The sequence below is a fragment of the Arthrobacter globiformis genome, from assembly GCF_003261175.1.
Lineage (GTDB): Bacteria > Actinomycetota > Actinomycetes > Actinomycetales > Micrococcaceae > Arthrobacter > Arthrobacter globiformis_A.
This window is the reverse complement of the sequence record NZ_QLNP01000069.1, coordinates 26560-50910: the sequence shown is the minus strand read 5'-3', so window position 1 is coordinate 50910 and position 24351 is coordinate 26560. Positions and strand designations below refer to the sequence as shown.

Here is a 24351-nt window from a genome sequence, read left to right as displayed (position 1 = left end):
TCGCTTCCGCTCGCCATGACCCTCGCCGGTCCTCACTTCCGGGGGTTGGTTCGTGCGGTCGCCGTCGCGGTCCAGGGGTCCTCGGGCCAGGGGTGCTTCGGATAGCGGCCCCGCATCTCGGCGCGGACCTGCGCGTAGGGCCCGGACCAGAAGGAGGCGAGGTCGTCCGTCACGGCCAGCGGCCGCCGGGCCGGCGACAGCAGATGGAACTGCACCGCCACCCGTCCGCCGGCGAGCCGCGGCGTCCGGTCCCAGCCGAAGCATTCCTGGAGTTTGACGGCGACTACCGGCCTGCCGCGGTCGTCCCCGGGCGCCGGATAGTCAATCCGGACGCGGGAGCCGCTAGGCACCTCCAGGGATTCCGGAGCGAGCTCGCCGAGGCGGGCGGCGTCGGGCCACGGCAGCAGCCGCCTCAGGGGATCCGTCAGGTCGATGCCGGAGGTAGCGGCGCCACCGGCCAGCGCCTCCAGCTCCGGACCGAGCCAGTCATCCAGCCGGGACAGCAAGGCCAGTTCGGACATGTCCGGCCAGGGATCACCCAGTTCCCGGTGCAGCAGGGCGAGACGGCGGCGCAGTCCGTCGGCCGCCGCCGACCATCCGATGGCTCCCAGCCCCTGTTCCTCCAGCGCCCGGGCGACGGCGGCGCGCGCCTCCCCGGCGGAAGCCCGCACGGGCGTGGAGGAGAGCGAGATGGCGCCCAGCCGCCGCTCCCGGCGGGCCGTCACCCGGCCCTGGCTGAACGTTGCCTCCACCGAGTCGAGCAGCAGGTGAGCCGCGGCGGCCTCGGCTGCGTCCGTCGTCAGCGGTGCGGCAGAGCGGATCACCGCGCCGGTCCCGGCTGCATCCCGCCCGTCCGTCCGCGCAACCTCGGCCACCGCCAGCCATTCGTGACCCGCAAGCGGGCTGCCGGCGGGAAGGCCGGCCCGGGTGCCGGAGGCCAGCAGGTAGCGCTCCGGCCCGTCCCCGGGGACCCGGCGGGCCACCCGGTCCGGGAACGCCAGGGCCACCACCAGTCCGATCTGTTCGGCGGTCCCCGCTGGCACGGCGAGCACTGGCAGGGCGAGCACCGGCACATCGACGGAGGGAAGCCCGACGACGGTCCCCGCCTGGCGTGCCAGGGTGTCCAGCCGCCGCGCCTCCTCGGCCCACCGCTTGGAGGCGGGGTCCTTGCCGGAGCGAAGCGCCGACACCAGCCGGGGCAGGTCCGCTCCGTTTGCGCGCTGGTCCCCTGCGACGGCGGCCACCACCTCCGCGGCAGTTCCGGAACCGGCACCCCCGGAACCGGCTCTGCCGGCGGAACCTCCTCCCAGTAGCGCCGACCCGACCAGGAGGGCGCGTCCCAGGCGCGGATCGGCCGGGATGCGCGCCAGGGCTTTGCCCAAATCCGTGGCGTGGCCGTCCTCCGCCACAGCGCCCAGCTCGCGCAGCACCTCGACGGCGTCGCCCATCGCTGCCTGCGGTGGGGTGTCAGGAAGGGCCAGCCCACGGCCGCCCGGTGCGCCCCAGCAAGCCAGGATCAGGGCGGCGCCCGTCAGGTCGGACACGGCGATCTCAGGCGTCTGGTGCGCAGGCGCAGCGCCGAGGGTCTTCTGGTCATAGCAGCGGACCACCTTCCCCGGCCCCTGCCGCGCTGCACGTCCGGCGCGCTGCTCCGCGGACGCCCGGGAGCAGGAGACTGTGACCAGGCCGGTCATGCCGCGGCCGGCGTCGCGGCGCGGTTCGCGCGACAGGCCGGCGTCGACCACCAGCCGGACGCCGGGCACCGTCAGCGACGACTCGGCAAGTCCCGTGGACACGATGATCCGGGCGGGATCCCCCGGCTGGCGCCCGGACACGGCACGGTCCTGGGCCGAGGGGCTGACCTGGCCGTGCAGTTCCAGAATTTCGACGCCGGGACCCACCCGGGTGCGGAGGCGTGCGGCCACATGGGACACCTCCCACGCGCCCGGCAGGAATACCAGGGCGTCGGTGCCGGCGTCCGAGGCAAGGGCTTCCGCGTGGGACGCAGCGGCGGTGTCCGCCACATGCTCGAGGAAGGCGCGCGTCACGCCGCGACTGTCCAGCCGCGCCACCGGGGCGGGCGCCCATGCCGTTTCCAGCGGGTGCAGCGCGGAGGGGCAGTCGACGACGGGAGCCAGCCCGCCGCCGTCGGCCTCCTCGATTTGCTCTCCGCCGGGATCCGCACCGAGCAGCGCCGCGAACCGCGGCGCATCCAGGGTGGCGGACATGGCAACAAGCATGAGGTCGCCGCGCAGCTGGCGCACCTCGGCGAGCAGGCCCAGCAGCAGATCGGTTTCCAGGCCGCGTTCGTGCACCTCATCGAGGATCACCGCAGCCGTGCCGTCGAGGCCCGGGTCAGCCAGCAGGCGGCGCAGCAGAATGCCGGGGGTCACGAACTCGATCAGGGTGCCGGGACCGGCCTGCCGTTCGCCTCGGACGGTGTACCCCACCCTGTCTCCCAGCTTCGTCCCGTCGAGTGAAGCGAGGCGCCGGGCCGCAGACCGGGCGGCGACCCGGCGCGGTTGTGTCACCACGATGCGCGGCTTCCCATCCTTGGCGGCGGCCTGTGCCAGGTTGGCGACCAGCGGAGGCACCAGTGTCGTTTTGCCGGTGCCGGGCGGGGCCTGGACCACCGCTGCTCCGCCGTCACCCTGCTTTTGGAGCACGCCGGCCAGCTCCGCCAGCGACTCCGCAAAGACAAGCCCGGAGCCTATGGCCTGCAGGCTGAACGGGGCGGAACGTGCCAGGGCGTCCTGTGGGGCATCTTGCGGGAGGGGTGCGGAAGTCACCCCTCCATTGTGCCGGTCGGTAGGGGCGGCACCAGGGACGCGTGCGCCGTCGTGCTCCGGCAGGCGACCACCAGCCCTCGGATCCTGCCCGCGCTGTTTGCGGCACGCGGCTTCCTAAGCAGCTATGTATGCTGCCCAGTCGGGCCACGGATCCACCGGCAGTGGTGAACCCGAGATGTCGAAATCGTCGGGGTCGACGAAATCATCCGGGTCGACGAATCCGTCGGAATCCTGCCAGTCCGGCAGTTCCCGTGAATCTTGGGCGGGTGGTGGTTCTGGCCAGGTGGGTGGTTCCCAGTCCTGGTACTCGGCCTGGTAGGACCGGCCCGTCGGCGAGATCCAGCCGGGCGGCGCGTCCCGGGTAGCGCCGACCGGTTGCCAGGCCGTGGCGTGTTTCAGCCGGTGGTGTTTCGGGCAGGGTTGGCCGAGGTTGGCGACGCCTGTGCCGCCGCCGTCAGCCCAGGCCAGGATGTGGTCGGCGTCGTTGTCCAGTGAGTGGTTGCTGCAGCTCGGGAACGTGCACTTGGCGTCGCGGAGCCGCAGCCATTGGCGCATCGGTTTCCTTAGGCGGTAGCTGGTGCGTCCGATCTCCAACGGCGCCCCGTCCCGCGGGTCGATAAGCACCCGGAGGAATGACGTCGCGCCGTCGTCAACCAGCCGGCGGGCCATGCTGGCGGGGATGGGACCGTGCCCGTCCAGCATGGCCGGCTCCTCGGACAGGCCGAGCAGCGAGAACACCGGAACCGTGACCAGCACCTGCGCCCGCGGGGCCGGCACCTCACCAGCCAGCGCATCACCTGCCCGCGTAGAGTCCGCGGGCAGGATATCCGCGGGCCGGCCTTCGGTCGCGCCTTCCACTCCCGGCACCGGACTGAGGAGCCACGTGGCGAAGGCGTCGACGCGGAGCTGCGTCAGGGTCCGGGTTTCGGTGGGGCCCTGCAGGGCGCGGGCGGCGACGGTGGTGCGGTTCCAGATCCCCGCCGCCTGGTCCGCCGGCAGATACGCCGAGAACCACGCCATGCCGTCCCGGTCCGGGGCATACTCCAGCCGCCGGTCCTTCACACTCTTCGCGTGGCGTTTTTCGATGCTGACCGGATGATGCCGTTCCCGCCAATACCGCGCCTTCGCCCGGAACCGGCCCGGTGTCAGCTCCCCTGCCGGGCAACCCCGCGCGTACCCCGGCACATTTGGGTCCAGGAAATGCGCCTCCAACGCCGCGGCCGCTTCAGGTGCCAGCCCGTCGGTTTCATCACACATAATGCGCACATGCTGCCACGACAGAGTCCCTGCCTGAAGGGCGCCCAGCACCAACGGCAGATCCCTGGTCAGCCTCGCCGATTCCTCCAGAAACCGTGCCGCCGACCCCTCACTCACAGTCAGCGCGCCAGCAACCTCCGCCGTCACGGACATCCGCCGTACGGTGCGGTCCTGCACGGACGCACCAGGCGGAGTCATGGCCTCCTCCGCCTCCGCGTAACCGGCGACCAGGTTCACCTTCACCGCCGCCAGCCGCGCCTCCATCCTGGCCACACCAGCCAGACCGTCCAGGCACGCATCCGCCAGATCCCCCAGCGGATCCACCACATCCGGCAGCAAATCCGCGCCGGCCCGGCCCGGATCAGCCACCCGGCGGAGCTCAGCAGCCAGCGCAAGAGCGGAGGCACCGATGGCCTCCAACGTCTCCGCAACTGCCGCGCTATCCATACCCACAGCATGACAGGGGGCTCCGACAATAAGGGGCTGGACAGAGCACCACAAGCGGGCCGAGTTGATAAAGCTATTAACCGGAACGGGAGCCGAACATCGGAAAAACTTCGGCCAGCTTGGAAGGCGCATAATGACAACATCCGCAGGCGAAGAATTCCGACGGTAACCAGGACGGGGAGGTCCGGATGCTGAGGCTTCCGCGCATCACAGTTGAGGTTCCCGTGCTCGCCGTCGGAGCCAAACCCGCGGACTACGAACAGCTCGCCGCCTACGCGGATGGGCTGCGCAGACCGCAGGGCTTGCACATGACCCTGCTCCACATCGGCATCCTGGAGGACTTCGCGGCCGACGTTGCCGACTGGACCAAGGGCGCCACGGATCCTGCCGCTGCCGCCGTCAAGACTGCGGACTGGCTGCGCGCCCTTCCCGTGCTGGAGGGCTTTTCCGGAACGGCCGAGCGACTGGTTCTGCTGGGCGGCGGCAGGGTGTCCGGTCTCGATGTGGACGTGCCCCAGGGCGTGCGGGACTTTCAGGTCTCCCTCGTCCAGGCCCTCCACGAGCTGCTGGATGACCTGCTGGTGGATAACCCCGATGACTTCATCCTCAGTTCCCGTGCCCTGGGCTACAGGTATCCGCGGTGGCGGCCCCACGTTGCCGTGGGCAAGCCGAAGCCACAGGAGCATTCCGGGCAGGGCAACCCAGAGAACGGCCGTTCACGGGAACGTAGAGGCTCCTGGGAAATCCGTCCGCTCACGGTGGAGTTCGGCCCGTCGCAGATCAGGAACGGGCAGTTGCTGCCGGGCCCTGGCGACAGCACTTCTTAACGCCTCGCCTGACGTAATGGCTCGCCGTAGGCGGGGGCTGGCTTACCCGAGAACGACGGCGGGTCTCATCTGGCTGGTTTGACCACCATGGCGGAGCCTCCCCCGCGCCTGGCCGGCTCGGCCGCGGCGACCATGCGTCCGCCGGACTTGAACTCGATGGCGGTGGCCGCGCCGATCTCCGCTGCCGAAGTGAACGCGTCACCGGACGGGGTGAACTCGTGGCCGAACGGCTTCAGCTGGCTTTCATACGCCTTGATGAACGCCGGCTCGGCCGTAACCTTGGCCGCGTTCCTTTGCGCCGCCCGCGGAGCCGCGATGGCAGCGGAGATGTTCATCCCCAGGTCCACCCTGTTCAGGATGGTCTGCAGGACGGTGGTGATGATCGTCGAGCCGCCGGGCGAGCCGAGGGCCAGGAAAGGGTCGCCGTCCTCGAGGATAATCGTCGGCGACATCGAGGACCGGGGCCGTTTGCCGGGCTCAATCCGGTTCGGGTCCTTCGGGTCGTACACCGTGGAGAAGTCGGTCAACTCGTTGTTCAGCAGGAACCCGCGGCCGGGCACCACGATGCCCGACCCGCCGGTCTGCTCGATGGTGAGGGTGTACTCGACGACGTTGCCCCACTTGTCCGCGACGGTCATGTTGGTGGTGGAGATGTTCTCGGTGTCCTTCTCGCTGGCGGGCGCCGCCGCGGCGGCCGGGCACGCGCCGTCGTAATTTGCCACGTCACCAGGGGCCACCGGCTTCACGGCCGCCTTCTTCGGATCAATCGCGCAGGAGCGTTCCTTGCCGAACAACGGGTCCGTCAGGCGACTGGTGGGAACATCGACGAACGCGGGGTCGCCCACGTACTTGCCGCGGTCAGCGAAGGCGAGCGCGCTGGCCTCGAGGTAGTGGTGCAGCGCATTGGGTTTGGACATTCCGGAAAGGTTGAACGGCTCAAGGATGTTCAGCGCCTCGCCCACGGTGGTACCGCCGCTGCTCGACGGGGCCATGCCGTAGACATCGAGGCCGCGGTATTCCACGTGGGTGGGCGACTGGTCCAGCGCGCGGTACTTGGCGAGGTCCGCCGTTGTCAGGTGGCCTACAGGAATAGGCAGCTTGGTGGTCTTGGTCTTGGGCGGAGCCTGGACGGTTGACGCTATCTCCTTTGCGAGCGCCCCGTGGTAGAAGCCGCGTGTTCCCTTGTCCGCGAGCAGCCGATAGGTTGCAGCAAGGTCCGGGTTCTTGAAAATACTGCCGACGGCGGGTGCGTCACCGCCGGGGAGGAAGAGCTTGCTGGTTGAGGTGAACGCCTTGAAGCGGGGCTTGTTGTCCAGGGTCTGCTGCCGGAAGGTACCGTCCACCACAAACCCGCGGTCCGCAACCTCGATGGCCGGCTCGAGGACGTCGTCGAGGTCCTTGGTACCCCACCGGTCCAGCGCGCGCTCCCACGTGGCCGGCGTGCCGGGAACACCCACCGACACGCCGCTGGTGACCAGCTCGGGGGTGAAGTTGTAAGGCTTGCCCGTCTTCGGGTCGATGAAGGCGTTATGCGGCATGGCCGCCGGTGCCGTCTCGCGGCCATCGATGGTACCCACACGCCCGGTGCGGGCGCTGTAGAAGAGGAAGTACCCGCCGCCGCCGACCCCGGCACTGTACGGCTCGGTTACGCCGAGGGTGGCCGCTGCCGCCACCGCGGCGTCCGCAGCGTTGCCTCCCCTGCGGAGGATGTCGATGGCCGCGGCGGAAGCCTCCGGGTCCACGGTGCTCACCGCGCCGCCGTATCCGGTGGCCGTCGCGGTCTTTTCGGTCACCCGCTCATCGGCAAAAGCGGGAGTGGTGACGGCGCCCGCCGTCACGCTCACCGCCAAGGCCGTGGTGACGGCAGCTACTCGGCTTTTTAGGTGTGGCATGGTCGCTCCCGGGTGTGAGTAAATGCGGGTTGACGGTACTGTCACGCTACTCCGCAGTGGAAAGACACTCAACGGCCCAAACATTCATCGGCCGTGTGCTTCATCTGCCGCGGCGCGCTGCCGCCGGCTGGCGTAGAGGAACGGCACGGCGAGCAGCTGGATGACGCCGCTGAGCGCCACCGATGCCGGGTAGCCGTAGACATCGGCGGTCCGGCCGAGCACCGGCTGCACCACCACGCCGCCGCTTGAACCCATAAGCGAGGCGAAGCTGAGTACCGTGGCCCGCTGCCTGGAGTCGATCATGTCGTTGAGGTAGGCCTGCCCCACCGGGGTCCCGACCTCCGCCACCAGCGCCCAGACGGCCAGTAGCACGAGGGCCACCCAGAATTCACGGGTGAAGCCGAGCGCCACCAGGATCAGCGCGCTCCCGGACCCGCTGAGGATCAGCACCGTAGTGCGTTTGCGGACCAGGCGCCGGAAGCGCGGCGCCAGCCAGCCGCCGAGGACCTCGGCCCCTGCCACGATGGCCGCGGCCAAACCTGCGATGGCGTACGCGCTGCGGTCGCCGAACAGCTCAAGCAGGTACGGCTGCAGGGCGTAGAAGACATAGATCCCGACGCCGGCCGTGAACGGCGCGGACAGCATCACGTAACGCACGGGCGGATTTTTCAGGCCGTTCTCGATGGACGCTGAAAGGACTGCGCGCGTCGCCTGAAGGGGACGCGCGGAGCGTTCGGGGGTGAAGCCGACGTCGTGCATGAGCCAGAGGGCCACCCCGAACATGGCCAACAGCACACCCACCCGCAGCAGGAACGGCACCCCGAGGTCGGTGGCCTGGGCAATGACGCCGCCTGCCACCGACCCGATGAGCATGGCGGTGCCGGACACCACCTGGCCGCGCCCGAATACCGTCTCCAGCGCACCGTCGTAGCCGGAGAAGTGCAGCGCGTCCACGAGCCACGCCTCCACGGCGCCGGAGAAGAAGGTGAAACCCAGACCAAGCAGCACGGACACCACTGCCCACCACCAGAACGGCGCGGAAAGTTGCCACAGCAGGTAGTAGAGGAGCGTCGAAACGGACAGGGTAGCGGTGCCGAGCAGGAAGGAAACGCGCCGCCCCCAGCCGTCGGCCACCACGCCGGTGGGCACCTCGAACAGCACCATCCCGGCGGTGAAGAAGGCGTTAGCGGCGAAGGCCTCAAGGTTGCTGAGACCCGCGTCGAGCAGAAACAGCGTGTTGATGCCCCAAATGAACGACGCCGCAAGGGTATTGCCGAGTGTCAGCGTCAGGTATATGCGCTGCACCTTGCGGGCCGCCGGGTTCATCGCCTCGCTGTCCGTCCCGGCGCGGAGTTGGGGCACGGAACCCATTCTCGTCGTCTTCGCCGGGGGCTGCCAGAGACCCTTTTATCGGGCGGCGTTCGGGCGTAGCGTCGTGCCCAGCGGAGTAGGAGGCGAAAGGCAGTGCGGCTCCGGTCCGCACAGCGCCGCCTCCCCCTGGGCCGTCGAAGGAGGCGGGAATGGCTGCTGGCTGGAACGCTGATACGGCTGCCGGACCAGTGGGGTCGGGCACGGTCACCCTGGTGGAGGGGTCGTCCTTCTGTATCTCCTCGGCGAACGGGGATATCCACCCGGAGCATCCGCATGGCGTCTTCCATGAGGACACCCGCATTCTCTCCCGCTGGAACCTGTCCGTGAACGGCCTGCCCCTGGAGGCGCTGACAGCGGAGACCAAGGAGCCTTACCGGGCGCTGTTTATTGGCCGCGTTCCCCGCTCTGACGGCTACGCGGACAGTCCTCTCATCGTGGAGCGCCTGCGGGAGGTCGGTGCCGGCATCCGCGAGGAGATCACCATTCGGAACTACTCCTCGAAGGAGACCGAGTGCATCGTTTCACTCAGCGTTGAATCGGATTTTGCCGATCTTTTTGAGGTGAAGGAGGCCCGTGTCCAGCGGCGCTGGGAAGAATCCCGGCAGCCTGACGGCGACGCACTGGTGATCAAGGCGGGCTGGCAGGACCTCGTTAAGAGCGTCGTCGTCAACGCACATGGCGCCGAGGTCACCGCCGATTCCCTGACCTTCCGGACGGTGGTCCCGCCGCGCGGTGCCTGGAGCTCTCGGGTGAGCGTCGCGCCTGCCGCCAACGGCGGCGGGGTCCCGCCGTCGTCGTTAATCCGTCCCGCGCCCGGTGACGTATCCCCGAGCGACCGCCGCCGGCAGGAATGGGTGGCCAAGATTCCCAAGCTGCACATGGGAAACCGTTCCATCGAGCGGACCCTGCGGCGAAGCTATGACGACCTGGGCGCGCTCCGCATCGAGGATCCCGCACATCCGGAGCGCATCGTGGTGGCCGCCGGTGCACCGTGGTTCATGACGCTGTTCGGCCGGGACTCGCTGTGGGCCTCGGAAATGGCGCTGCCGGTGGATCCGTCCCTGGCGCTGGGCACCCTGCAGACGCTGGCCGACCGGCAGGGCAAGGTGGTGGACGTCATGAGCGAGGAGGAGCCCGGGAAGATCCTGCATGAGGTCAGGCTCGGCATCTCAAGCGGGCTGGCGCTGGGCGGCAAATCCGCCTACTACGGCAGCGTCGATGCCACCCCGCAGTTCGTGATGGCGCTCGGTTCGGTGAGCCGCTGGGGCTTCGCCAAGGACACGATTGCAGCGCTGCTGCCCCATGCCGACCGCGCTCTGGACTGGGTACGGAATTACGGCGACAAGGACGGCGACGGGTTCGTCGAGTACGAGCGCCTCAACGACCAGGGCCTCATCAACCAGGGCTGGAAGGATTCGTGGGACGGCATCAACTTCGCGGACGGGACGCTGGCCGAGCCCCCCATCGCGCTCTGCGAAGTCCAGGCCCTGGTCTACAGCGCGCTTCTGTCCAGGGCATGGATGGCGTACGACGCCGGCGACGCGCCTTTGGCGGCGCGGCTCACCGAAGAGGCGGCGGAGCTGAAGAAGAAGTTCAACGAGCAGTTCTGGCTGCCGGACCGCGGCTATTACGCCGTCGCACTGGACCGCAACAAGCGGCCGGTGGACGCGTGCACTTCCAACATGGGGCAGTGCCTGTGGCACGGCATTGTGGATGAGGACAAGCTGCCGCTGGTAGCTGAGCGGCTGATGTCCCCCGAGATGTTCAGCGGCTGGGGCGTCCGGACCCTGGCCACCGACATGGGCGCCTACAACCCGGCCAGCTACCACAACGGCTCGGTCTGGCCCCACGACAATGCCATCATCGCAGCAGGCCTGTTGCGCTACGGCTTCGTGGAGGAAGCACAGCGGATCGCTTCGGCATTGCTGGAAGCCGCCGAGTACACCGACGGACGCCTACCGGAACTGTTCTGCGGCTTCAGCCGGGACCAGGTCACCGAACCTGTGCCGTATCCGACGGCGTGCTCCCCGCAGGCATGGGCGGCCACCACGCCGATCATGCTGGTGACCAGCCTGATGCGGTACGACGCGCATGTGTCCCGGGGCGGCATGTGGATAGACCCGGTGCTGCCCGAATCCTACGGCGACCTGCACATCACCAACGCTCCCATGGGCGGCGGCCGGATCACCATCGACATCACGGGTTCCGAGCCGTCCGTGCAGGGTCTGCCGGAAGGACTGATCTTCCACCGCGAACACCGGCCATGGCTGACGGAGCTGCTGGCGGAAGCCGGGCTTGGAAAGTAGGAGTCGGTCTGGGTAAGTAGGCTAGGCGCGGCGGTCCAGCGCCTGCAGCAGCCGGTGCACGGAGCCGCCCAGGTTCCACTCGGTGGCGAGCCGTTCGAGTTCTTCCCGCGCCTCATCCCGGACGGCATGCAGTTCCGCACCCGCCACCTCAAGGGAGGGCAGCTCCAGGTTGCGCACCACGTTGACGACGGCGGGGGCCACCTTGAGATAGTCCGCGGCGGCGGCGAGCTTGGACCGCACCGAGGCGGACACCCCGCCTCCGGGATCCGCCGCCGCGGCGAGCAGCCCGTCGAGCGTTCCATGTTCCAGGAGGAGCGCCGCGGCGATTTTCTCGCCGATGCCCGCCACGCCCGGCAGCCCGTCCGACGCATCGCCGCGGAGGGTGGCGTAGTCGGCGTACTGCTCGGGGAGCACGCGGTACTTCCCGACCACGACGGCGTCGGTCAGGACTTCGAGGTTTTTCATGCCCCGGGCGGTGTAGATCACGCGCACCTGCCGGGCATCGTCGACCAGCTGGAAGAGGTCCCGGTCCCCCGTCACCACGTCGACCGGAAGGCTGGCGTGGCTGGCGTAGGTGCCCACGACGTCGTCGGCCTCGTGCTCCGGAGCGCCCACGACGGCGATGCCGGCGAGGGCCAGCACATGGCGGATCAGCGGGATCTGCGCCTCAAGCGCGTCCGGCACCACCTCCACGTCCGGGGCAGCCTGCCTCACCTCGGCGACCCGGTGGGACTTGTAGGTCGGGATGAGGTCCACCCGCCACTGCGGGCGCCAGTCGTCATCCCAGCAGGCCACCAGATGTGTGGCGCCGTAGTCCGTGGTGAGCCGCGCAATCATGTCCAGCAGGCCGCGGACGGCGTTCACCGGCGTTCCGTCGGCCCGGCGGATGGTGTCGGGCAGGCCATAAAAGGCGCGGAAGTACAGGGAGGCGGTATCCAGCAGCATCAGGCGGTTGACCATGACTGATCCTGACATGGATTCACCGCCCGGTGCCTGTGACACGGGCCGGAAGTGGGAGGATGGGCGCATGGAACTGCACATCACCGGCGACCCAGACGCCGACAAACTGCTGAGCGATGACGCTTTCGCGCTGCTCACCGGCATGCTGCTGGACCAGCAGGTGACCATGGAGTCGGCGTTCGCCGGACCCGAAAAGATCCGCACGCGCATCGGGTCCATCAGTCCTGCCGTCATCGCGGAACATGACCCGGCAGGCTTCGTTGAGGTGTTCAAGGAGCGCCCGGCAGTCCACCGCTTCCCCGGATCCATGGCCGGCCGCGTCCAGGCGCTCGCCGAGGCCGTGCAGAGCGAGTGGAACGGCGACGCAACGGCCATCTGGACCCGGGACGAACCCGACGGCAAGGAAGTTCTGCGCAGGTTGAAGGCCCTGCCGGGATTCGGCGAGCAGAAGGCCAAGATCTTCCTGGCGCTGCTCGGCAAGCAGCGCGGACTCGAGGCGCCGGGCTGGCGCGAGGCCGCCGGCCACTATGGCGAGGAGGGTTCGTACCTCTCGGTCGCGGACATCGTGGACCCTGAGTCGCTGACGAAGGTGCGCGCCAGCAAGCAGGCAGCCAAGGCCGCTGCCAAGGCAACGAAGGCGCCAGCCGCCGAGTAGCCGTCAGGCCGAACCGGGGCAAGTACGACGGCGGCCGGTCGCCTTGGCGTTACAGGCTTAGTACTGGCCCTTGATCACGAAATAGGAGCCGCGGATCTCGCCGGCCAGCTTCGACTTTTGCCGCGCGAACTTGAAGTTTGAGGCTAGTTCCTCGGGAACTTCCATGCCTTGTGAGAGCTTGAAGCCCACTGCTCGCTTGGCTCCGTCCTCGATCCCGTACATCACGTTGATTGAGAGGCCGGATTCGTAGAACACATACGCCATCCGGAAACCGTCCACCTCGAAGGAGGTAACCTCGAGCGGACGGGACGAGATGACGATGTTGCGCTCTTCGGAGAGGATGCGGTTGATCCAATCGAGCGTTTCCGGCGCCTCACTGGCGGGGCTGACCGTGAAAGCGTGGTCGTACTTGTTCTTGTAATAGCGTGCCTCGTTGGCACGCAGGCCTGCCAGCCGCTCCGCCACTGGGGACGATTCCACGCCGACGGTGGATACGTTCTGGAAGTCTACGGTGTATGGCATGCGCCCTCCTGATCATGATTCATCGCACTCCCCACCCTAGTGTCCGGCGCTGCAGCCCGGCTTCTCGATTCCTGATCGATTAGTTTCAGTAGCGCTGGAGTCAGTAGCGCCAGCGGAGGGCAGCGACCACAGCCTCGCGGTCAAGCCTGGCAAACCGCTCTGCTTCGCCGCGCCGCACTGCAACATAGGCGTCCAGCAATTCATGGCCCAAAGCTGAGCGGAGAAAGCTGCTGCCCTCCAGATCGTCCAGGGCCATAAACATGTCGGCCGCAAACGGCCGGATATCCAATCGCTCCCTCTCCGCCTCGCTCAATGTCGCAGGATCGACGGTGACCTCCGCAGGCAGTTTCAGCTGATTCCTGTAGCCCTCCATCGCGGCGGCGAGAATGGCTGCTACGGCAAGGTACTGGTTGGCGGATCCGTCGCAGCATTTCACTTCGACGTTCGATTGCCCGTCCTCGTCGCCCCTCAGCCCCGGCACGAAGCGGACGGCAGCCTCGCGGTTGCCGGTGCCCCAGCAAATAAAACTGCCCGCCCATTGTTCTGGTTGTAGCCGGGCCAGGCTCAAGGCGCTTCCGCCCAGCAATGCCGAGCTTTCGGCCAGCCTGCCTAGCACGCCCGCGATCATGCTCTCGCCTTCCTTGCTCATCTGCGTGGCGGCTGCAGCGTCGTGGAAGACGTTGCCGTCCCCGTTTCTCGCGGAGAAATGGATGTGGCAGCCGTTGGTCGCAGTTTTGGAGTCCGCCATTGGCGAGTAGGAAACGCACAATCCATGCCGGTAGGAAACCCGGGCGACGATGAACCGGGCGAGAAGGTAATCATCCACGGCCTGGACCGGGCTTCTCGGGGCCAGGGCGATTTCCACCTGGCCCCGGCCATACTCGGGGTGGATCTGTTCCACCGGAACGCCGGCATCCAGCAGCGCTGCAAGCACGTCCAGATGCCACGCTTCCAGTTGCAGGAATGCGGCCGCACTGTAGCCGGGACCACCGTGCGCCAGGACAGGCGCATCCCGGGTACCGCTGAACACGGTGAACTCCAGCTCGAAGCCTACCGACACCTCCAGCCCGGCCGTTGACCAGTCGGCTGCCACTCGTTTGAGTGCCGTCCGCTGGCAGGTTGGAAACGGGACACCCTGCATGTCCACCAGGTCAGCCGGCGCCCAGGCGAGGCCGCTTGCCTTGTCGATGACCGCAACTGCCGAGCGGTCCGGTATTCCGCGCAGGTCACCGACTATGGGATCGATCCCGGACGACCGGGTGACGTGGTCGTCAGCGGCCAGCAGGACACCGACGCTGACTGAGACGCCGCAACCATGGTGGAAGGCGCCCTCGACCTGCGGTCCCGGCAAAACCTTCACCCGTGACACACCCGCGTTGTCCAGGTGGGAGATGACAAGAGCCCTGACTTGCTGGAGATCCAAGTCTGCCTTGGGATTTGAAGTCACGGCTTTCCTTCCGTCGTCCGGGCGACCGGCGCTGGACTGAGGCGCTCAGGTTCGCTTAGGCGCTCAGGTTATAGACACGCTCGGCGTTTTTCGAGGCCACCATCGTGGCAATTCTCTCGGCGTCCTTAGCTGTTGCCCAGCCCGAGGCAATCCATTCGTCCACGAGGGCCGCGAACTCCGTTCTCCAGCTGGCGGCGCTGACGGCGTAGTGCTCGGCAAGGCCATACGAGTCCGACGAGTACAGAACCTTGCTAAACGGTGCGATCTCCATCGCCTGGCGGATCGCCGTGCCGGCACTCGGGCCCAGGTAATGCGATACCAGGCCCGTGTCCAGGTAGACGTGCGGGAAGACCTGGGCCAGGATTCCCGCTTCCCTGATAAAGGGGTAGCAATGCAGCAGCATGAAATCGACGCCCAGTGTTCTGGTGGCGTGGAAGAACGGGGTGAGCCGGGATGGATCAGCCCGGAACAGCTCAATGTCGCCGTCGCCGTATCCCGTGTGGAGCTGCATGGGAAGGCCTGCATCGATCCCGGACCAGAGCCCGAACCTCAGCAAGACCGGGTCCGTCACTCGGAAGGTCCCGGTTCTCTCCGCTGTATGGAACCATTCGTCAGCGGCTTTGAGGACTTCACGTCCGGATGGCCGTTCGGCGGGAATGTCGAAGCCATGACGGTAGGCGATGATGGATTTCAGCCCCACCGCCTCGCGGCTTCTGGCGGTCAGCGTCGCCGGGAGTTTCGCAACGAAGCCGGCTGCCGTGGACTCCGCCGCAAGGTCCTCGGCGACCCTCTCGATGCGGACGATCTCGCGGCTACGGGCTTCAGCGCGCGCCGCCATGGCAGCGGGCCCCAGCAGGCGGGTATCCCGTATGCCCGTGTCGAGAAGATAGTCGGACGTGCCTGTGCTGCGAAGCAGCAGGCGGTTAGCTTCTGCGGCGCCAATGCTCCTGCGCCGCGCAAGGTATTCATCAAGTGGCGCAAGTGGCTCGAGTCCGAGGATTGGGGCACAGAAACGCCGTAAGGCCAGGCCGAAGGGCGAATCGAGGCCGTCCGTGCCTTCCGGTGCGGGCCAGTCGGATTCGGTGGCCAGGCTCCCAAACCCGTCATCGCTCAGTTCGGTCTCGACGACTCCATGGCAGTGGTGGTCGATCAGGGGCAGGTCAATCCTGCGGCCGTTCGCGTCAGTCATGGTCGCCCTCAACTGTTCTTGTTCGCCCCACCTTAGATTGAGTATGTATCCGATGTCACGGAGGGCGACGCGGTGCCCAGTCGATCAGCGCTGGCATGGCACCAAGCAGAGAAACACAGTGGGACCCGACTAATGTCCCGCTGACCTGCTTGTCGGGACCCCACAAAATCTTGCCCTCCGTGGGGAATTAGCGTCGGTTCGGAGGAATATCCGCAGCCATCACACGCAAAGGACCCATCAATGACGATTCAGGCAGACGCGAGCGAAGCCACAAGCCACGCGACCATCCCGGCCATTTTCCCCATCCTCGAAACCGCCAGGCAGCAGGTCCTCGAGGACGGCATCGGGCTCACCCAGGAGCAGCTTGAGGAAGTACTCCGCCTTCCGGACGAGGCCCTGCCCGCGGCACTCCAGCTGGCCCACGAGGTCAGGGTCAGGCATTGCGGCGAGGACGTCGAAGTGGAGGGCATCATCTCCATCAAGACCGGCGGCTGCCCCGAGGACTGCCACTTCTGCAGCCAGTCCGGCCTGTTCGACTCCCCCGTCCGCGGCGTGTGGCTCGACATTCCCGAACTCGTCAAAGCCGCCAAGGAAACCGCCGCCACCGGAGCCACAGAGTTCTGCATCGTCGCCGCCGTCCGCGGCCCCGACATCAAGCTGATGAACCAGATCAAGTTCGCGATCGACCGCATCAACGAAGCCGTGGACATCAACATCGCCTGCTCGCTCGGGATGCTCACCCAGCGCCAGGTAGACCAGCTCGCCGAATGGGGCGTGCACCGCTACAACCACAACCTGGAAACGGCGCGCAGCTACTTCCCCGAAGTGGTCACCACGCACAGCTACGAGGAACGCCTCGAAACCTGCAACATGGTCAAGGCAGCCGGCATGGAACTGTGCTGCGGCGCCCTGATCGGCATGGGCGAAACGCTTGAACAGCGCGCGGAACTTGCAGCCCAGCTCGCCGCCCTCGAACCCCACGAGGTGCCGCTGAACTTCCTCAACCCCCGCCCCGGAACCCCGCTCGAAAACCAGGGCATCATGGACGGCAAGGACGCCCTGCGCGCCATCGCCGCCTTCCGGCTCGCCATGCCCCGGACGGTGCTGCGCTATGCCGGCGGCCGCGAGCTCACCCTCGGCGACCTCGGTACACGGAACGGGCTGCTCGGCGGCATCAACGCCGTGATCGTCGGCAACTACCTCACCACGCTTGGCCGGCCAGCTACGGCCGACCTCAACCTGCTGGTCGAGCTGAACATGCCCATCAAGGAACTCCAGAAGACGCTATGACCGGGGTTTCGACGGGCTCAACCAGCGGGGTTCCGATCCCCAACCGCCCCCTAACCTCGCAGGCTAGGCCAGGGAACCCGGCGGTCGTGGCCCCAGGCTCAACCAGCGGGGCCGCCTATTGCGGCCACTGTGGTGAGCCGTACGACGGCGGCGACGGGCCGCCGTCGTCCGCCCACCGGGAGTGCGGCGCACGCCTTGCAATGGAACCGCCGCGTTACTGCGCCGCCTGCCGGCGCCGGATGAAGGTCCAGGTCACGCCGCTGGGCTGGTCAGCGGAATGTTCCCGCCACGGGGTGCTGGTCCCGTGACGCCGGATTCGGAGCAGACTGACCTCATCCAGCGGGACCGCGCACGGCTGTGGCACCCCTACGCGCCGGCATCCCCCGGCCTTCCGCTGTGGGAGGTTGAGGCGGCCGACGGCGTGCGGCTGCGGCTCCGCAGCGAAGACGGCACCCGCCACGAGGTGATCGACGCGATGTCCTCGTGGTGGTCCGTGATCCATGGCTACCGCAACCCGGTGCTCGATGCCGCCGCCAAAGAGCAGCTGGCGAAGTTCAGCCATGTCATGTTCGGCGGGCTGACCCATGCCCCGGCCGTGGAACTGGCCGAGCGCCTGGTGGCCATGGCCCCGGGCGCCCCCGGCCGGTCCGGGCTGGAGCGGGTGTTCCTCGCGGACTCGGGCTCGGTCGCCGTCGAGGTTGCGCTCAAGCTGGCGGTGCAGTTCCAGACCGCGGCCGGCCACCCGCGGCGGCAGCGGTTCCTCAGCCTCCGCGGCGGCTACCACGGCGACACGTTCGCGGCCATGGGGGTGTGCGATCCCGTGGACGGCATGCACTCGGCCTTCCCCGGGCTGCTCGCCGGCAACCTCTTTGCGCCCCGCCCTCCGGCGGCGGCTTCGGCAACCCCGGAGATTGTCCAGGCGTGGGCATCCGACGTGGCGGGCCTGGCGGCCACGCACGCCGCGGAACTGGCCGCGATCGTCGTCGAGCCCGTGCTGCAGGGCGCCGGCGGGATGCACGCGTACCCGGCCGAATGCCTGACAGCACTCCGGGAAGTCGCGGACCGGCACGGTCTGCTGCTCATCTTCGACGAGATCGCCACCGGCTTTGGCCGCACCGGCGAGCTGTTCGCGGCCGATCACGCCGGCGTGGTGCCCGACATCATGTGCGTGGGCAAGGCCCTGACCGGCGGGTACCTGACCCTCGCCGCCATGCTCTGCACCGCCGAGGTGGCTGCAGCAGTCTCCGGCGGCCAGGCCGGTGCCCTGCTCCACGGCCCTACCTTCATGGGCAACCCGCTGGCATGTGCCGTCGCCAACGCCAGCCTTGGCATTATCGGGACCGGCCGCTGGCGGGCCGACGTCGCCCGGATCGGCGCTGACCTCGCGTTGGGGCTGGCACCTTCCCGGGAACTGTCGGCCGTCCGGGAAGTGCGGACCATTGGCGCCGTCGGGGTCATCGAGCTGCACGACGCCGTCGACGTCACCGCCGTCACCGCGGCAGCCATCCGCCACGGCGTCTGGGTCCGCCCGTTCCGGAACCTTGTCTACACCATGCCGCCGTACATCAGCACCGCGGCGGACACCGCACAAATCACGGCTGGAATGACCGCAGCCGTCGCCGAAGTTCATGAAGCCGGTATCCATGGACGGGTTCCCGCCCACTCCGGGAGTGCCTCATGAGCGGCGCGATGACACAGTGGCTCGAGCGGCAGGCGGCAGTCAGGGAACGCCGGGGCCAGGTCCGCCGCCCGCTCCCCCGCGCCGCGCACGAACAGTTCATCGACCTGGCCAGCAACGACTACCTCGGCCTTTCAACGGACCCGCGGGTTGCCGGGGCAGCCGCGGAGGCCGCGTCGCGGTGGGGCGCGGGTGCCACGTCCTCGCGCCTGGTCGCCGGAACCACCCAGCTGCATCTGGAGCTTGAGCAGGAACTGGCCGCGCTGGCCGGGATGGAATCTGCGCTGGTCTTCTCCTCCGGCTATCTGGCCAACATCGGGGTGATCACAGCGCTGGGCGGCCCCGGGACCCTCATCGTCGCGGACGAACACTGCCATGCCTCCATGATCGACGGCTTCCGGCTCAGCCGCTCACGCACCGAATCATTTGCCCACAACAGCGTTGGCGAAGCCGGCCGCCTGCTCGCCGGCCGCAAAGAACCGCGGGCCATGATCGCCGTCGAATCCGTCTACAGCGTCCTCGGCGACGAGGCACCGCTCGCTGACCTCCTGGCGCTGGCCGAGCAGCACGACGCCGTGCTGCTCATCGACGAGGCCCACAGCCTCGGCGTCACCGGCGCCGGCAGCTTCCGGGGCCGCGGCTCGGTGGCCGGGACCGCCCTTGCCGGGCACGCAAACGTCATCGTGACGGCCACGCTGTCGAAAGCCCTGGGCAGCCAGGGCGGCGCCGTCCTGGGATCCGCGCTTCTGCGCGAACACCTCCTCAACCGGGCCCGCGGCTTCATCTTCGACACCGGACTGGCGCCGGCGTCCGCGGCAGCGGCCCTCGCCGCGGCGCGGATCATCAGGGACGAACCATGGCGGTCGGCGTCCGTCCACCGCAACGCGGCGGCGCTTGCGGCAGGGCTCGCCCCGGCCCTTGCCCGGTTCGGCACCGCCCCCGACCGGACGGCCGGGGCCGTCCAGTCCATCCCCATGCCGTCCGCGGAATCCGCGCTGGCCGCCGCGGAGTCCGCGCGCCGCGCCGGCGTCCGGGTCGGGTGCTTCCGCCCGCCGTCCGTTCCGGACGGGATCTCGCGGCTGCGGCTCACCTCCCGCGCCACACTCACGCCTGAAGACATCGAAGACAGCTGCGCAATGCTGCGCGGCATTTTGGAGGAACTTCCATGAGCCTGTCCCCCTTCATTCTGGTCACCGGAACGGACACTGGCGTCGGCAAAACCATGACGACGGCGGCCCTCGCCGCCGTCCTGCACGGAATGGGACGCAGCGTCGCGGTTTACAAGCCGTGCCAGTCAGGTGCCGCAGACGGCGATTCCGACGCGGCCGAAATTGTCCGGCTCGCCGGAGCCCTGACCGCCGAAGCCGGCGTCGTGCTGCAGCAGCCGTTGGCTCCGGTCGCTGCTGCTGCCATCGACGGGACTCCGCTGTCAGCGCTGGCTGCGCACGCAGGGCGGATCCGTGAACTCGCCGAGGCCCACGACCACGTCCTGGTAGAGGGCGCCGGGGGTCTGCTCGTGGAACTGGATTCCAACGGCGGCACCCTGGCTGACCTGGGCTCGCTGCTGGCAGCTGCATTCGTGCTCGTCGCCCGGCCCGGCCTCGGGACGCTGAACCACACGGTGCTGACCCTCGAGGCGCTGTCCAGGCGCGGGCTCGACGTCCTCGGCGTCGTGCTCGGCAGCTGGCCCGTCAGCCCCGACGCAGTGCACCACAGCAACCGGCAGGTGCTCGGGACACTGCGGGTCCCCCTCCTTGGGGCACTTCCCGAGCAGGCCTCGGAACTCTCCCCGGCCGATTTCCGCACCGGCGCGGCAGCATGGCTGAACGGGCTGCCCGCATGATGCCGGCGTCCAGCATGGCGCTGGCGCCGGCTCCTGCGGAAACTCCCGACGAAGCCAGGTGCCCGTACTTCGTGGTGCGGGACCCGGAATCGGTCCGGGATGTCCTGCACCGGCCCGCCGACTTCAGTCCCGCGAATGCCCTGGTGGCGGTGACCCCGCTGGAGGGTCCGGCCCTGCGCGCTCTGCAGCGGGTGGGCTTTGCGTTGCCTCCGGTCCTGGCCAGCAACGACACCGAGTCGCACGGCGGAATCCGCAAGGTGGTGGCTGGCTTTTTTACGCCGGTCACCGTCGCCGCCATGGAACCGCGCATCCGGGAACTGGCCCGGGAAGCGGCTGAGAACGCCGCGGACCAGCTCGCCCGCACCGGCCGCGCGGACCTCGTGGAAGTGGTGGCGGCGTTTCCCCCGGCGGTCGTGATGCTCGAACTCCTTGGGCTGCCCGTGCGGGATCTTGCGGACCTCAAGCGCTGGGGCCTGGACTCCATGGAACTGTTCTGGGGCTGGCCCGACGGGGACCGGCAGCTCGAGCTGGCCCGCAGCGCCGCCGAGTTCTACGTCTGGCTGCGCCGGCTCGTGGCCGAATCCGTGACAGCTCCCGGACGCAACCTGTTCAAGTCGCTGGCCGGGCATGGCCTCTCGGGGACGGAAATGTGCTCGCTCGGCTACTTCCTGCTGATCGCCGGGCAGGAAACTACCACGCAGCTGATCAGCACCACGCTGTTCCGGCTGCTGGAGGGTGCCGCGCCCGTGGACTGGAAGGAAGCGGCCTCGGAGGCCGGCGCCAAGTCCGCAGTACGGCATGTGCTCGCCACCGAGTCGTCCGTCCCCACCTGGCGCCGCGTGGCAGCCCACGACACGGACCTCGGCGGCGACCGGATCCAGGCCGGGACCGAGATCCTCCTTGAACTGTCCGGCAACCGGATCACAGGAGGCGGTACGCCTTCGGACCCGTCGCCGTATGCCGAGGCTGGGCGCGGGTCTTCAACCGGCCTCATCTTCGGTTCGGGGATCCACCGCTGCCTCGGGGCCAAGCTCGCCGAACTGGAAGCCAGCGTCATCGTCCAGGAAGCCGCGGCGGCGTTGCCGGGGATTCAGCTGCGGGACCACGAACCGGAATGGATCCGGCACCTCTCCTTCCAGGCACCCGGGACCGTCAGCGTGACAGACCCGACGGGCTTAACCGGCCTGCAAGCAAACACGGGCCCTGGATAGACGGCACTGGCAAGAAGGACACTGGGCTAGAAAGTCGGCACTGTAAACCCAAGGCCCAGCAGACCCCGGCCCGCCTGCTCGAGGATCGGATCCAGGCTCAGGGTCGGGTGGTTGAGGAGGACATTCACGTCGCGCTGGATCCGCTGCAGCGGATGCGAAAGCCGGTGGACGCTGCCTCCCGAGCCCGAGACGGTGAGCCGCACTGCTTCCGCCGCTGCCTCGCCGCTGAGGGCAAGGGAGAGTCGGTACTTGGCCCGCTCGACTTCAGCCAGACCTGACGGCTGGCGCTCAAGTGACGACGAAACGATGCTGAGAGCCTCCTGCCAGTGCAGTCGCGCCGTGGCCGCCAGTCCGTAGGCTTGCGAGAAGCGGGCCTGCGCCAGCGGTGAATCCGCCTGCCGGTTGTCAACGGTGTTCTTCACCTTGCGCACCAGCATCCTTTCCCGGAAGACCTCGACGGCGTACTCGGCGGCTCCCAGCGCGGCAGCGGGTGCCACCAGGTTCAGCAGCGTTGCCATGGGCGTGTGGATCATCGGATCCGGGTGGATTCGGCTGCCGGGATTGTCCGCTGCGCTCAGCAGCGCCCAGTCCATGGCCCGGTACTCCGGAACAAACACGTCCACCGCCCGGAGATCGTTGCTGCCGGTCCCCCGCAGTCCGGCCGTGTGCCACGCATCGAGCAGCTCCAGCTCGGCCACGGGGACCAGGCACTGCAGGCGGACGCCGTCGGACTGCACCGACAGCAGGGCCCAATCCGAATGCATGACCCCCGACGCGAAGCTCCAGTGGCCCGAAATCGAGAAGCCTCCCGGGACCTTCCTGGCCGAGCCTACGGGAGCACTCGTGGCCGCTGCCAGCGGAGCAGGCCCGGCCGCGAACACTTCGTCCTGGACCTGCCGGGGCCAGCGGGCCAGCATCCAGACGTGCTCGATCAGGTGTCCGGCGGTCCAGGCAGTTGACGCACAGCCCCGGGCAAGCCGCCGGATGACCTCAGCGTAGGTTTCCGCGCCCATGCCGTATCCGCCCACCTCCAGCGGAGCCAGGATCCGGAACACGCCTGCCTCCTTGAGGTCATTCATGGTGGCTTCCGGGAGGCGGCGCAGCCGCTCGGTTTCCTCCTCCCGGTCCCGCAGCCGGGGAACCAGCTCGTCCACGCGGCTGAGCATCTCGTCGTGGCTGGGGACGGTGCCACCCGGCACCGGCGGCACATGCCCGACGTCGGCCCTGGAAAGTTCCAGCGTATGTGCGGTGCGGTCCCGCTTCGCCGCCAGGTAGGCGTGGTTGGCCGGCGAGAGGTAGACACCCGTGGGAATCTGTTCGGCGACGTCGATGCCGAGGGCCGTCAGCTGGTCAGCCTTGTCCGGGTTGTTGCTCAGAAGGCGGATGCTCGCGGCGCCGAGGGCGCCAAGCATCTGTGCGGCCGCAGTGTAGTCGCGCTCGTCCTCGGCGTGGCCAAGGGCCAGGTTGGCGTCATAGGTATCAAGGCCGGTGTCCTGCAGGGCGTAGGCGTCGAGCTTGGAATAGAGGCCGATGCCGCGGCCCTCCTGGCGGAGGTAAAGCAGGAATCCGCCCGCTGCGGCGATCTCTTCGACAGCCTCGCGCAACTGCGGTCCGCAGTCACAGCGCTGGCTGCCGAACACGTCGCCGGTCATGCATTCACTGTGCAGCCGGACCAGCGGCACGTCACGGGCGAGGAGCGTCTGCTCCCACTGGCCCAAAGCGAGCAGCAGGTGCTCCTTGCCGTCCGCGAGGCCGCGAAACGTCAGCACCTCGGCCGTCGTGCTGAAACCGTCGGGAAAACGCAGCGGCACAGTCACCTGGCTGCGCACGGTAGCAATGGGCAGGGACGCGTCCAGCACAGCGGTTTCAACACAAGCGGTCATCAGGGGTCCTCGACATTCCGGGAGATTACTTGAAGCTTAAACCAAAGGTACTCCTCGTTGGTTCAAGCTTCAAGTAATATTTCCGCGAACGAATGGACCGGCTCACTTCTGCCCGCCGCCGGGCGGACCATCAATCACGGTGGGGACGTACTCGAGCAGCTGGAGCCGGCCGTCGAAGGTCCTGCTGTTCACCATCTCCAGCGAGACGTCCGGATACCCGTCATAGATCCGCTCCCGGCCGGTGCGACCCGTGATCACCGGGAAAACGACCAGCCTGAACCGGTCCACGAGGCCGGCAGTCAGCAGTGACCGGCAAAGGCTTAAGCTCCCGAGGGTACTTAGGGTGCTGGTTCCCGTCCGTTTCATTTCCCGCACGGCCTCGACGGCGTCGCGGGTCACCAGCTCCGAGTTGGGCCAGGTCAGGGGTGCCTGCAGGGTGGAGGAGAAGACCACCTTGGGAACTGCGTCAAGGCCGGTCAGGGCGGCTCCCTCATCCATGGAGAATCCGGAGCGGTCGGCCGATGCTTCCGCAGACATGCTGGACATCACCCGGTAAGTGTTCGCCCCCAGGAGGAAGGTGTAATTCTTCTTTCCCTCCTCCTCGAGCCACGCCAGATATTCCGGCCCCTCCAGACCCCACCAGCCCGGCCATCCCTCGGCAGAGGCATACCCGTCCAGGGAGATGATCAGGTCCACCATCAATTCCGCTGATGACGTTTCTGCACTTGGTTCGCCCATGGCCGCCTCCTCCGTCTGATCGACGTCAGGAGCCGCTGGGACGCCG

General features: G+C 68.1%; 19 protein-coding genes. 9 read left to right on the top strand and 10 right to left on the bottom strand.

What is annotated here, in order from left to right:
* Positions 1-32: 32 nt before the first annotated feature.
* Both hrpB and DBZ45_RS09845 read right to left on the bottom strand, forming a co-directional pair.
* Positions 33-2789 carry an ATP-dependent helicase HrpB gene (gene hrpB, locus DBZ45_RS09850; protein ID WP_111903733.1) on the bottom strand — a complete coding sequence of 919 codons (2757 nt, stop codon included), beginning with the start codon at positions 2787-2789 and terminating at the stop codon, positions 33-35.
* Positions 2790-2903: 114 nt separating this feature from the next.
* Positions 2904-4493, bottom strand: a complete 1590-nt coding sequence (locus tag DBZ45_RS09845) for an HNH endonuclease signature motif containing protein (protein ID WP_111903732.1) — start codon at positions 4491-4493, stop codon at positions 2904-2906.
* Positions 4494-4681: 188 nt separating this feature from the next.
* Here DBZ45_RS09845 and DBZ45_RS09840 point away from each other — a divergent pair, with 188 nt between their 5' ends.
* Complete coding sequence (locus DBZ45_RS09840) at positions 4682-5320, top strand: hypothetical protein (RefSeq protein ID WP_111903731.1); 639 nt, start codon at positions 4682-4684, stop codon at positions 5318-5320.
* A gap of 65 nt (positions 5321-5385) precedes the next feature.
* Here the strand turns inward: DBZ45_RS09840 and ggt are convergent, their stop codons facing one another.
* Entirely contained in the window at positions 5386-7212 is a 1827-nt protein-coding gene (gene ggt / locus DBZ45_RS09835) for a gamma-glutamyltransferase (RefSeq protein ID WP_111903730.1), read from the bottom strand.
* An 84-nt stretch (positions 7213-7296) separates the two neighbouring features.
* Positions 7297-8538, bottom strand: a complete 1242-nt coding sequence (locus tag DBZ45_RS09830; RefSeq protein ID WP_111903742.1) for an MFS transporter — start codon at positions 8536-8538, stop codon at positions 7297-7299.
* 194 nt (positions 8539-8732) lie between these two features.
* On the opposite strand from DBZ45_RS09830, the gene DBZ45_RS09825 reads away from it, so the two are divergent.
* Positions 8733-10889, top strand: coding sequence for an amylo-alpha-1,6-glucosidase (locus DBZ45_RS09825; protein ID WP_111903729.1), 2157 nt, complete (start codon positions 8733-8735; stop codon positions 10887-10889).
* A gap of 21 nt (positions 10890-10910) precedes the next feature.
* On the opposite strand, the gene DBZ45_RS09820 is transcribed toward DBZ45_RS09825, so the two are convergent.
* On the bottom strand, positions 10911-11849 hold the full coding sequence (locus DBZ45_RS09820) for a 5'-3' exonuclease (protein WP_190243072.1): 939 nt from the start codon (positions 11847-11849) through the stop codon (positions 10911-10913).
* 67 nt (positions 11850-11916) lie between these two features.
* On the opposite strand from DBZ45_RS09820, the gene DBZ45_RS09815 reads away from it, so the two are divergent.
* A complete protein-coding gene (locus tag DBZ45_RS09815) occupies positions 11917-12504 on the top strand; it encodes an HhH-GPD-type base excision DNA repair protein (RefSeq protein WP_111903727.1) in 588 nt (195 codons plus the stop codon).
* A gap of 57 nt (positions 12505-12561) precedes the next feature.
* On the opposite strand, the gene DBZ45_RS09810 is transcribed toward DBZ45_RS09815, so the two are convergent.
* The 3 genes from DBZ45_RS09810 to DBZ45_RS09800 form a co-directional block, all read right to left on the bottom strand.
* Positions 12562-13026: a phage tail protein gene (locus tag DBZ45_RS09810; RefSeq protein ID WP_111903726.1), complete on the bottom strand. Its 465-nt coding sequence runs from the start codon at positions 13024-13026 to the stop codon at positions 12562-12564.
* Between the two features lie 100 nt (positions 13027-13126).
* The gene (locus DBZ45_RS09805) at positions 13127-14473 is read right to left on the bottom strand and encodes a glutamine synthetase (RefSeq protein WP_111903725.1); all 1347 of its coding nucleotides are present in this window, start codon (positions 14471-14473) and stop codon (positions 13127-13129) included.
* A 55-nt stretch (positions 14474-14528) separates the two neighbouring features.
* Entirely contained in the window at positions 14529-15662 is a 1134-nt protein-coding gene (locus tag DBZ45_RS09800; RefSeq protein WP_223257003.1) for an amidohydrolase family protein, read from the bottom strand.
* Positions 15663-15902: 240 nt separating this feature from the next.
* Between DBZ45_RS09800 and bioB the strand changes: the two genes are divergently transcribed.
* Genes bioB through DBZ45_RS09770 form a run of 6 tightly spaced genes read left to right on the top strand, consistent with a single transcriptional unit; the run spans position 15903 to position 21684 of the window.
* Positions 15903-16952 carry a biotin synthase BioB gene (gene bioB / locus DBZ45_RS09795; RefSeq protein WP_111903724.1) on the top strand — a complete coding sequence of 350 codons (1050 nt, stop codon included), beginning with the start codon at positions 15903-15905 and terminating at the stop codon, positions 16950-16952.
* Positions 16949-17260 carry a biotin synthase auxiliary protein BsaP gene (gene bsaP / locus DBZ45_RS23820; RefSeq protein WP_440130513.1) on the top strand — a complete coding sequence of 104 codons (312 nt, stop codon included), beginning with the start codon at positions 16949-16951 and terminating at the stop codon, positions 17258-17260. The genes bioB and bsaP overlap by 4 nt, the downstream gene beginning before the upstream one ends.
* On the top strand, positions 17230-18633 hold the full coding sequence (locus tag DBZ45_RS09785; protein WP_111903723.1) for an adenosylmethionine--8-amino-7-oxononanoate transaminase: 1404 nt from the start codon (positions 17230-17232) through the stop codon (positions 18631-18633). Before bsaP ends, DBZ45_RS09785 begins: the two co-directional genes overlap by 31 nt.
* Before the next feature lie 8 nt (positions 18634-18641).
* Complete coding sequence (locus DBZ45_RS09780; protein WP_111903739.1) at positions 18642-19799, top strand: 8-amino-7-oxononanoate synthase; 1158 nt, start codon at positions 18642-18644, stop codon at positions 19797-19799.
* A complete protein-coding gene (gene bioD / locus DBZ45_RS09775; RefSeq protein WP_111903722.1) occupies positions 19796-20473 on the top strand; it encodes a dethiobiotin synthase in 678 nt (225 codons plus the stop codon). The genes DBZ45_RS09780 and bioD overlap by 4 nt, the downstream gene beginning before the upstream one ends.
* The gene (locus DBZ45_RS09770; protein WP_317616954.1) at positions 20449-21684 is read left to right on the top strand and encodes a cytochrome P450; all 1236 of its coding nucleotides are present in this window, start codon (positions 20449-20451) and stop codon (positions 21682-21684) included. Before bioD ends, DBZ45_RS09770 begins: the two co-directional genes overlap by 25 nt.
* 26 nt (positions 21685-21710) lie before the next feature.
* On the opposite strand, the gene ribA is transcribed toward DBZ45_RS09770, so the two are convergent.
* Both ribA and DBZ45_RS09760 read right to left on the bottom strand, forming a co-directional pair.
* On the bottom strand, positions 21711-23567 hold the full coding sequence (gene ribA, locus DBZ45_RS23455) for a GTP cyclohydrolase II RibA (protein WP_111903721.1): 1857 nt from the start codon (positions 23565-23567) through the stop codon (positions 21711-21713).
* Positions 23568-23669: 102 nt separating this feature from the next.
* On the bottom strand, positions 23670-24305 hold the full coding sequence (locus DBZ45_RS09760) for a dihydrofolate reductase family protein (RefSeq protein ID WP_111903720.1): 636 nt from the start codon (positions 24303-24305) through the stop codon (positions 23670-23672).
* Positions 24306-24351 lie beyond the last annotated feature (46 nt).

What these genes read in the sequence shown, in the direction of transcription:
- DBZ45_RS09845 (WP_111903732.1), bottom strand. Translation starts at nt 4,493, where the DNA reads ATGGATAGCGCGGCAGTTGCGGAGACGTTGGAGGCCATCGGTGCCTCC.
- DBZ45_RS09840 (WP_111903731.1), top strand. Translation starts at nt 4,682, where the DNA reads ATGCTGAGGCTTCCGCGCATCACAGTTGAGGTTCCCGTGCTCGCCGTC.
- ggt (WP_111903730.1), bottom strand. Translation starts at nt 7,212, where the DNA reads ATGCCACACCTAAAAAGCCGAGTAGCTGCCGTCACCACGGCCTTGGCG.
- DBZ45_RS09830 (WP_111903742.1), bottom strand. Translation starts at nt 8,538, where the DNA reads ATGAACCCGGCGGCCCGCAAGGTGCAGCGCATATACCTGACGCTGACA.
- DBZ45_RS09825 (WP_111903729.1), top strand. Translation starts at nt 8,733, where the DNA reads ATGGCTGCTGGCTGGAACGCTGATACGGCTGCCGGACCAGTGGGGTCG.
- DBZ45_RS09820 (WP_190243072.1), bottom strand. Translation starts at nt 11,849, where the DNA reads ATGGTCAACCGCCTGATGCTGCTGGATACCGCCTCCCTGTACTTCCGC.
- DBZ45_RS09815 (WP_111903727.1), top strand. Translation starts at nt 11,917, where the DNA reads ATGGAACTGCACATCACCGGCGACCCAGACGCCGACAAACTGCTGAGC.
- DBZ45_RS09810 (WP_111903726.1), bottom strand. Translation starts at nt 13,026, where the DNA reads ATGCCATACACCGTAGACTTCCAGAACGTATCCACCGTCGGCGTGGAA.
- DBZ45_RS09800 (WP_223257003.1), bottom strand. Translation starts at nt 15,662, where the DNA reads ATGACTGACGCGAACGGCCGCAGGATTGACCTGCCCCTGATCGACCAC.
- bioB (WP_111903724.1), top strand. Translation starts at nt 15,903, where the DNA reads ATGACGATTCAGGCAGACGCGAGCGAAGCCACAAGCCACGCGACCATC.
- bsaP (WP_440130513.1), top strand. Translation starts at nt 16,949, where the DNA reads ATGACCGGGGTTTCGACGGGCTCAACCAGCGGGGTTCCGATCCCCAAC.
- DBZ45_RS09785 (WP_111903723.1), top strand. Translation starts at nt 17,230, where the DNA reads ATGTTCCCGCCACGGGGTGCTGGTCCCGTGACGCCGGATTCGGAGCAG.
- DBZ45_RS09780 (WP_111903739.1), top strand. Translation starts at nt 18,642, where the DNA reads ATGACACAGTGGCTCGAGCGGCAGGCGGCAGTCAGGGAACGCCGGGGC.
- bioD (WP_111903722.1), top strand. Translation starts at nt 19,796, where the DNA reads ATGAGCCTGTCCCCCTTCATTCTGGTCACCGGAACGGACACTGGCGTC.
- DBZ45_RS09770 (WP_317616954.1), top strand. Translation starts at nt 20,449, where the DNA reads ATGGCTGAACGGGCTGCCCGCATGATGCCGGCGTCCAGCATGGCGCTG.
- ribA (WP_111903721.1), bottom strand. Translation starts at nt 23,567, where the DNA reads ATGACCGCTTGTGTTGAAACCGCTGTGCTGGACGCGTCCCTGCCCATT.
- DBZ45_RS09760 (WP_111903720.1), bottom strand. Translation starts at nt 24,305, where the DNA reads ATGGGCGAACCAAGTGCAGAAACGTCATCAGCGGAATTGATGGTGGAC.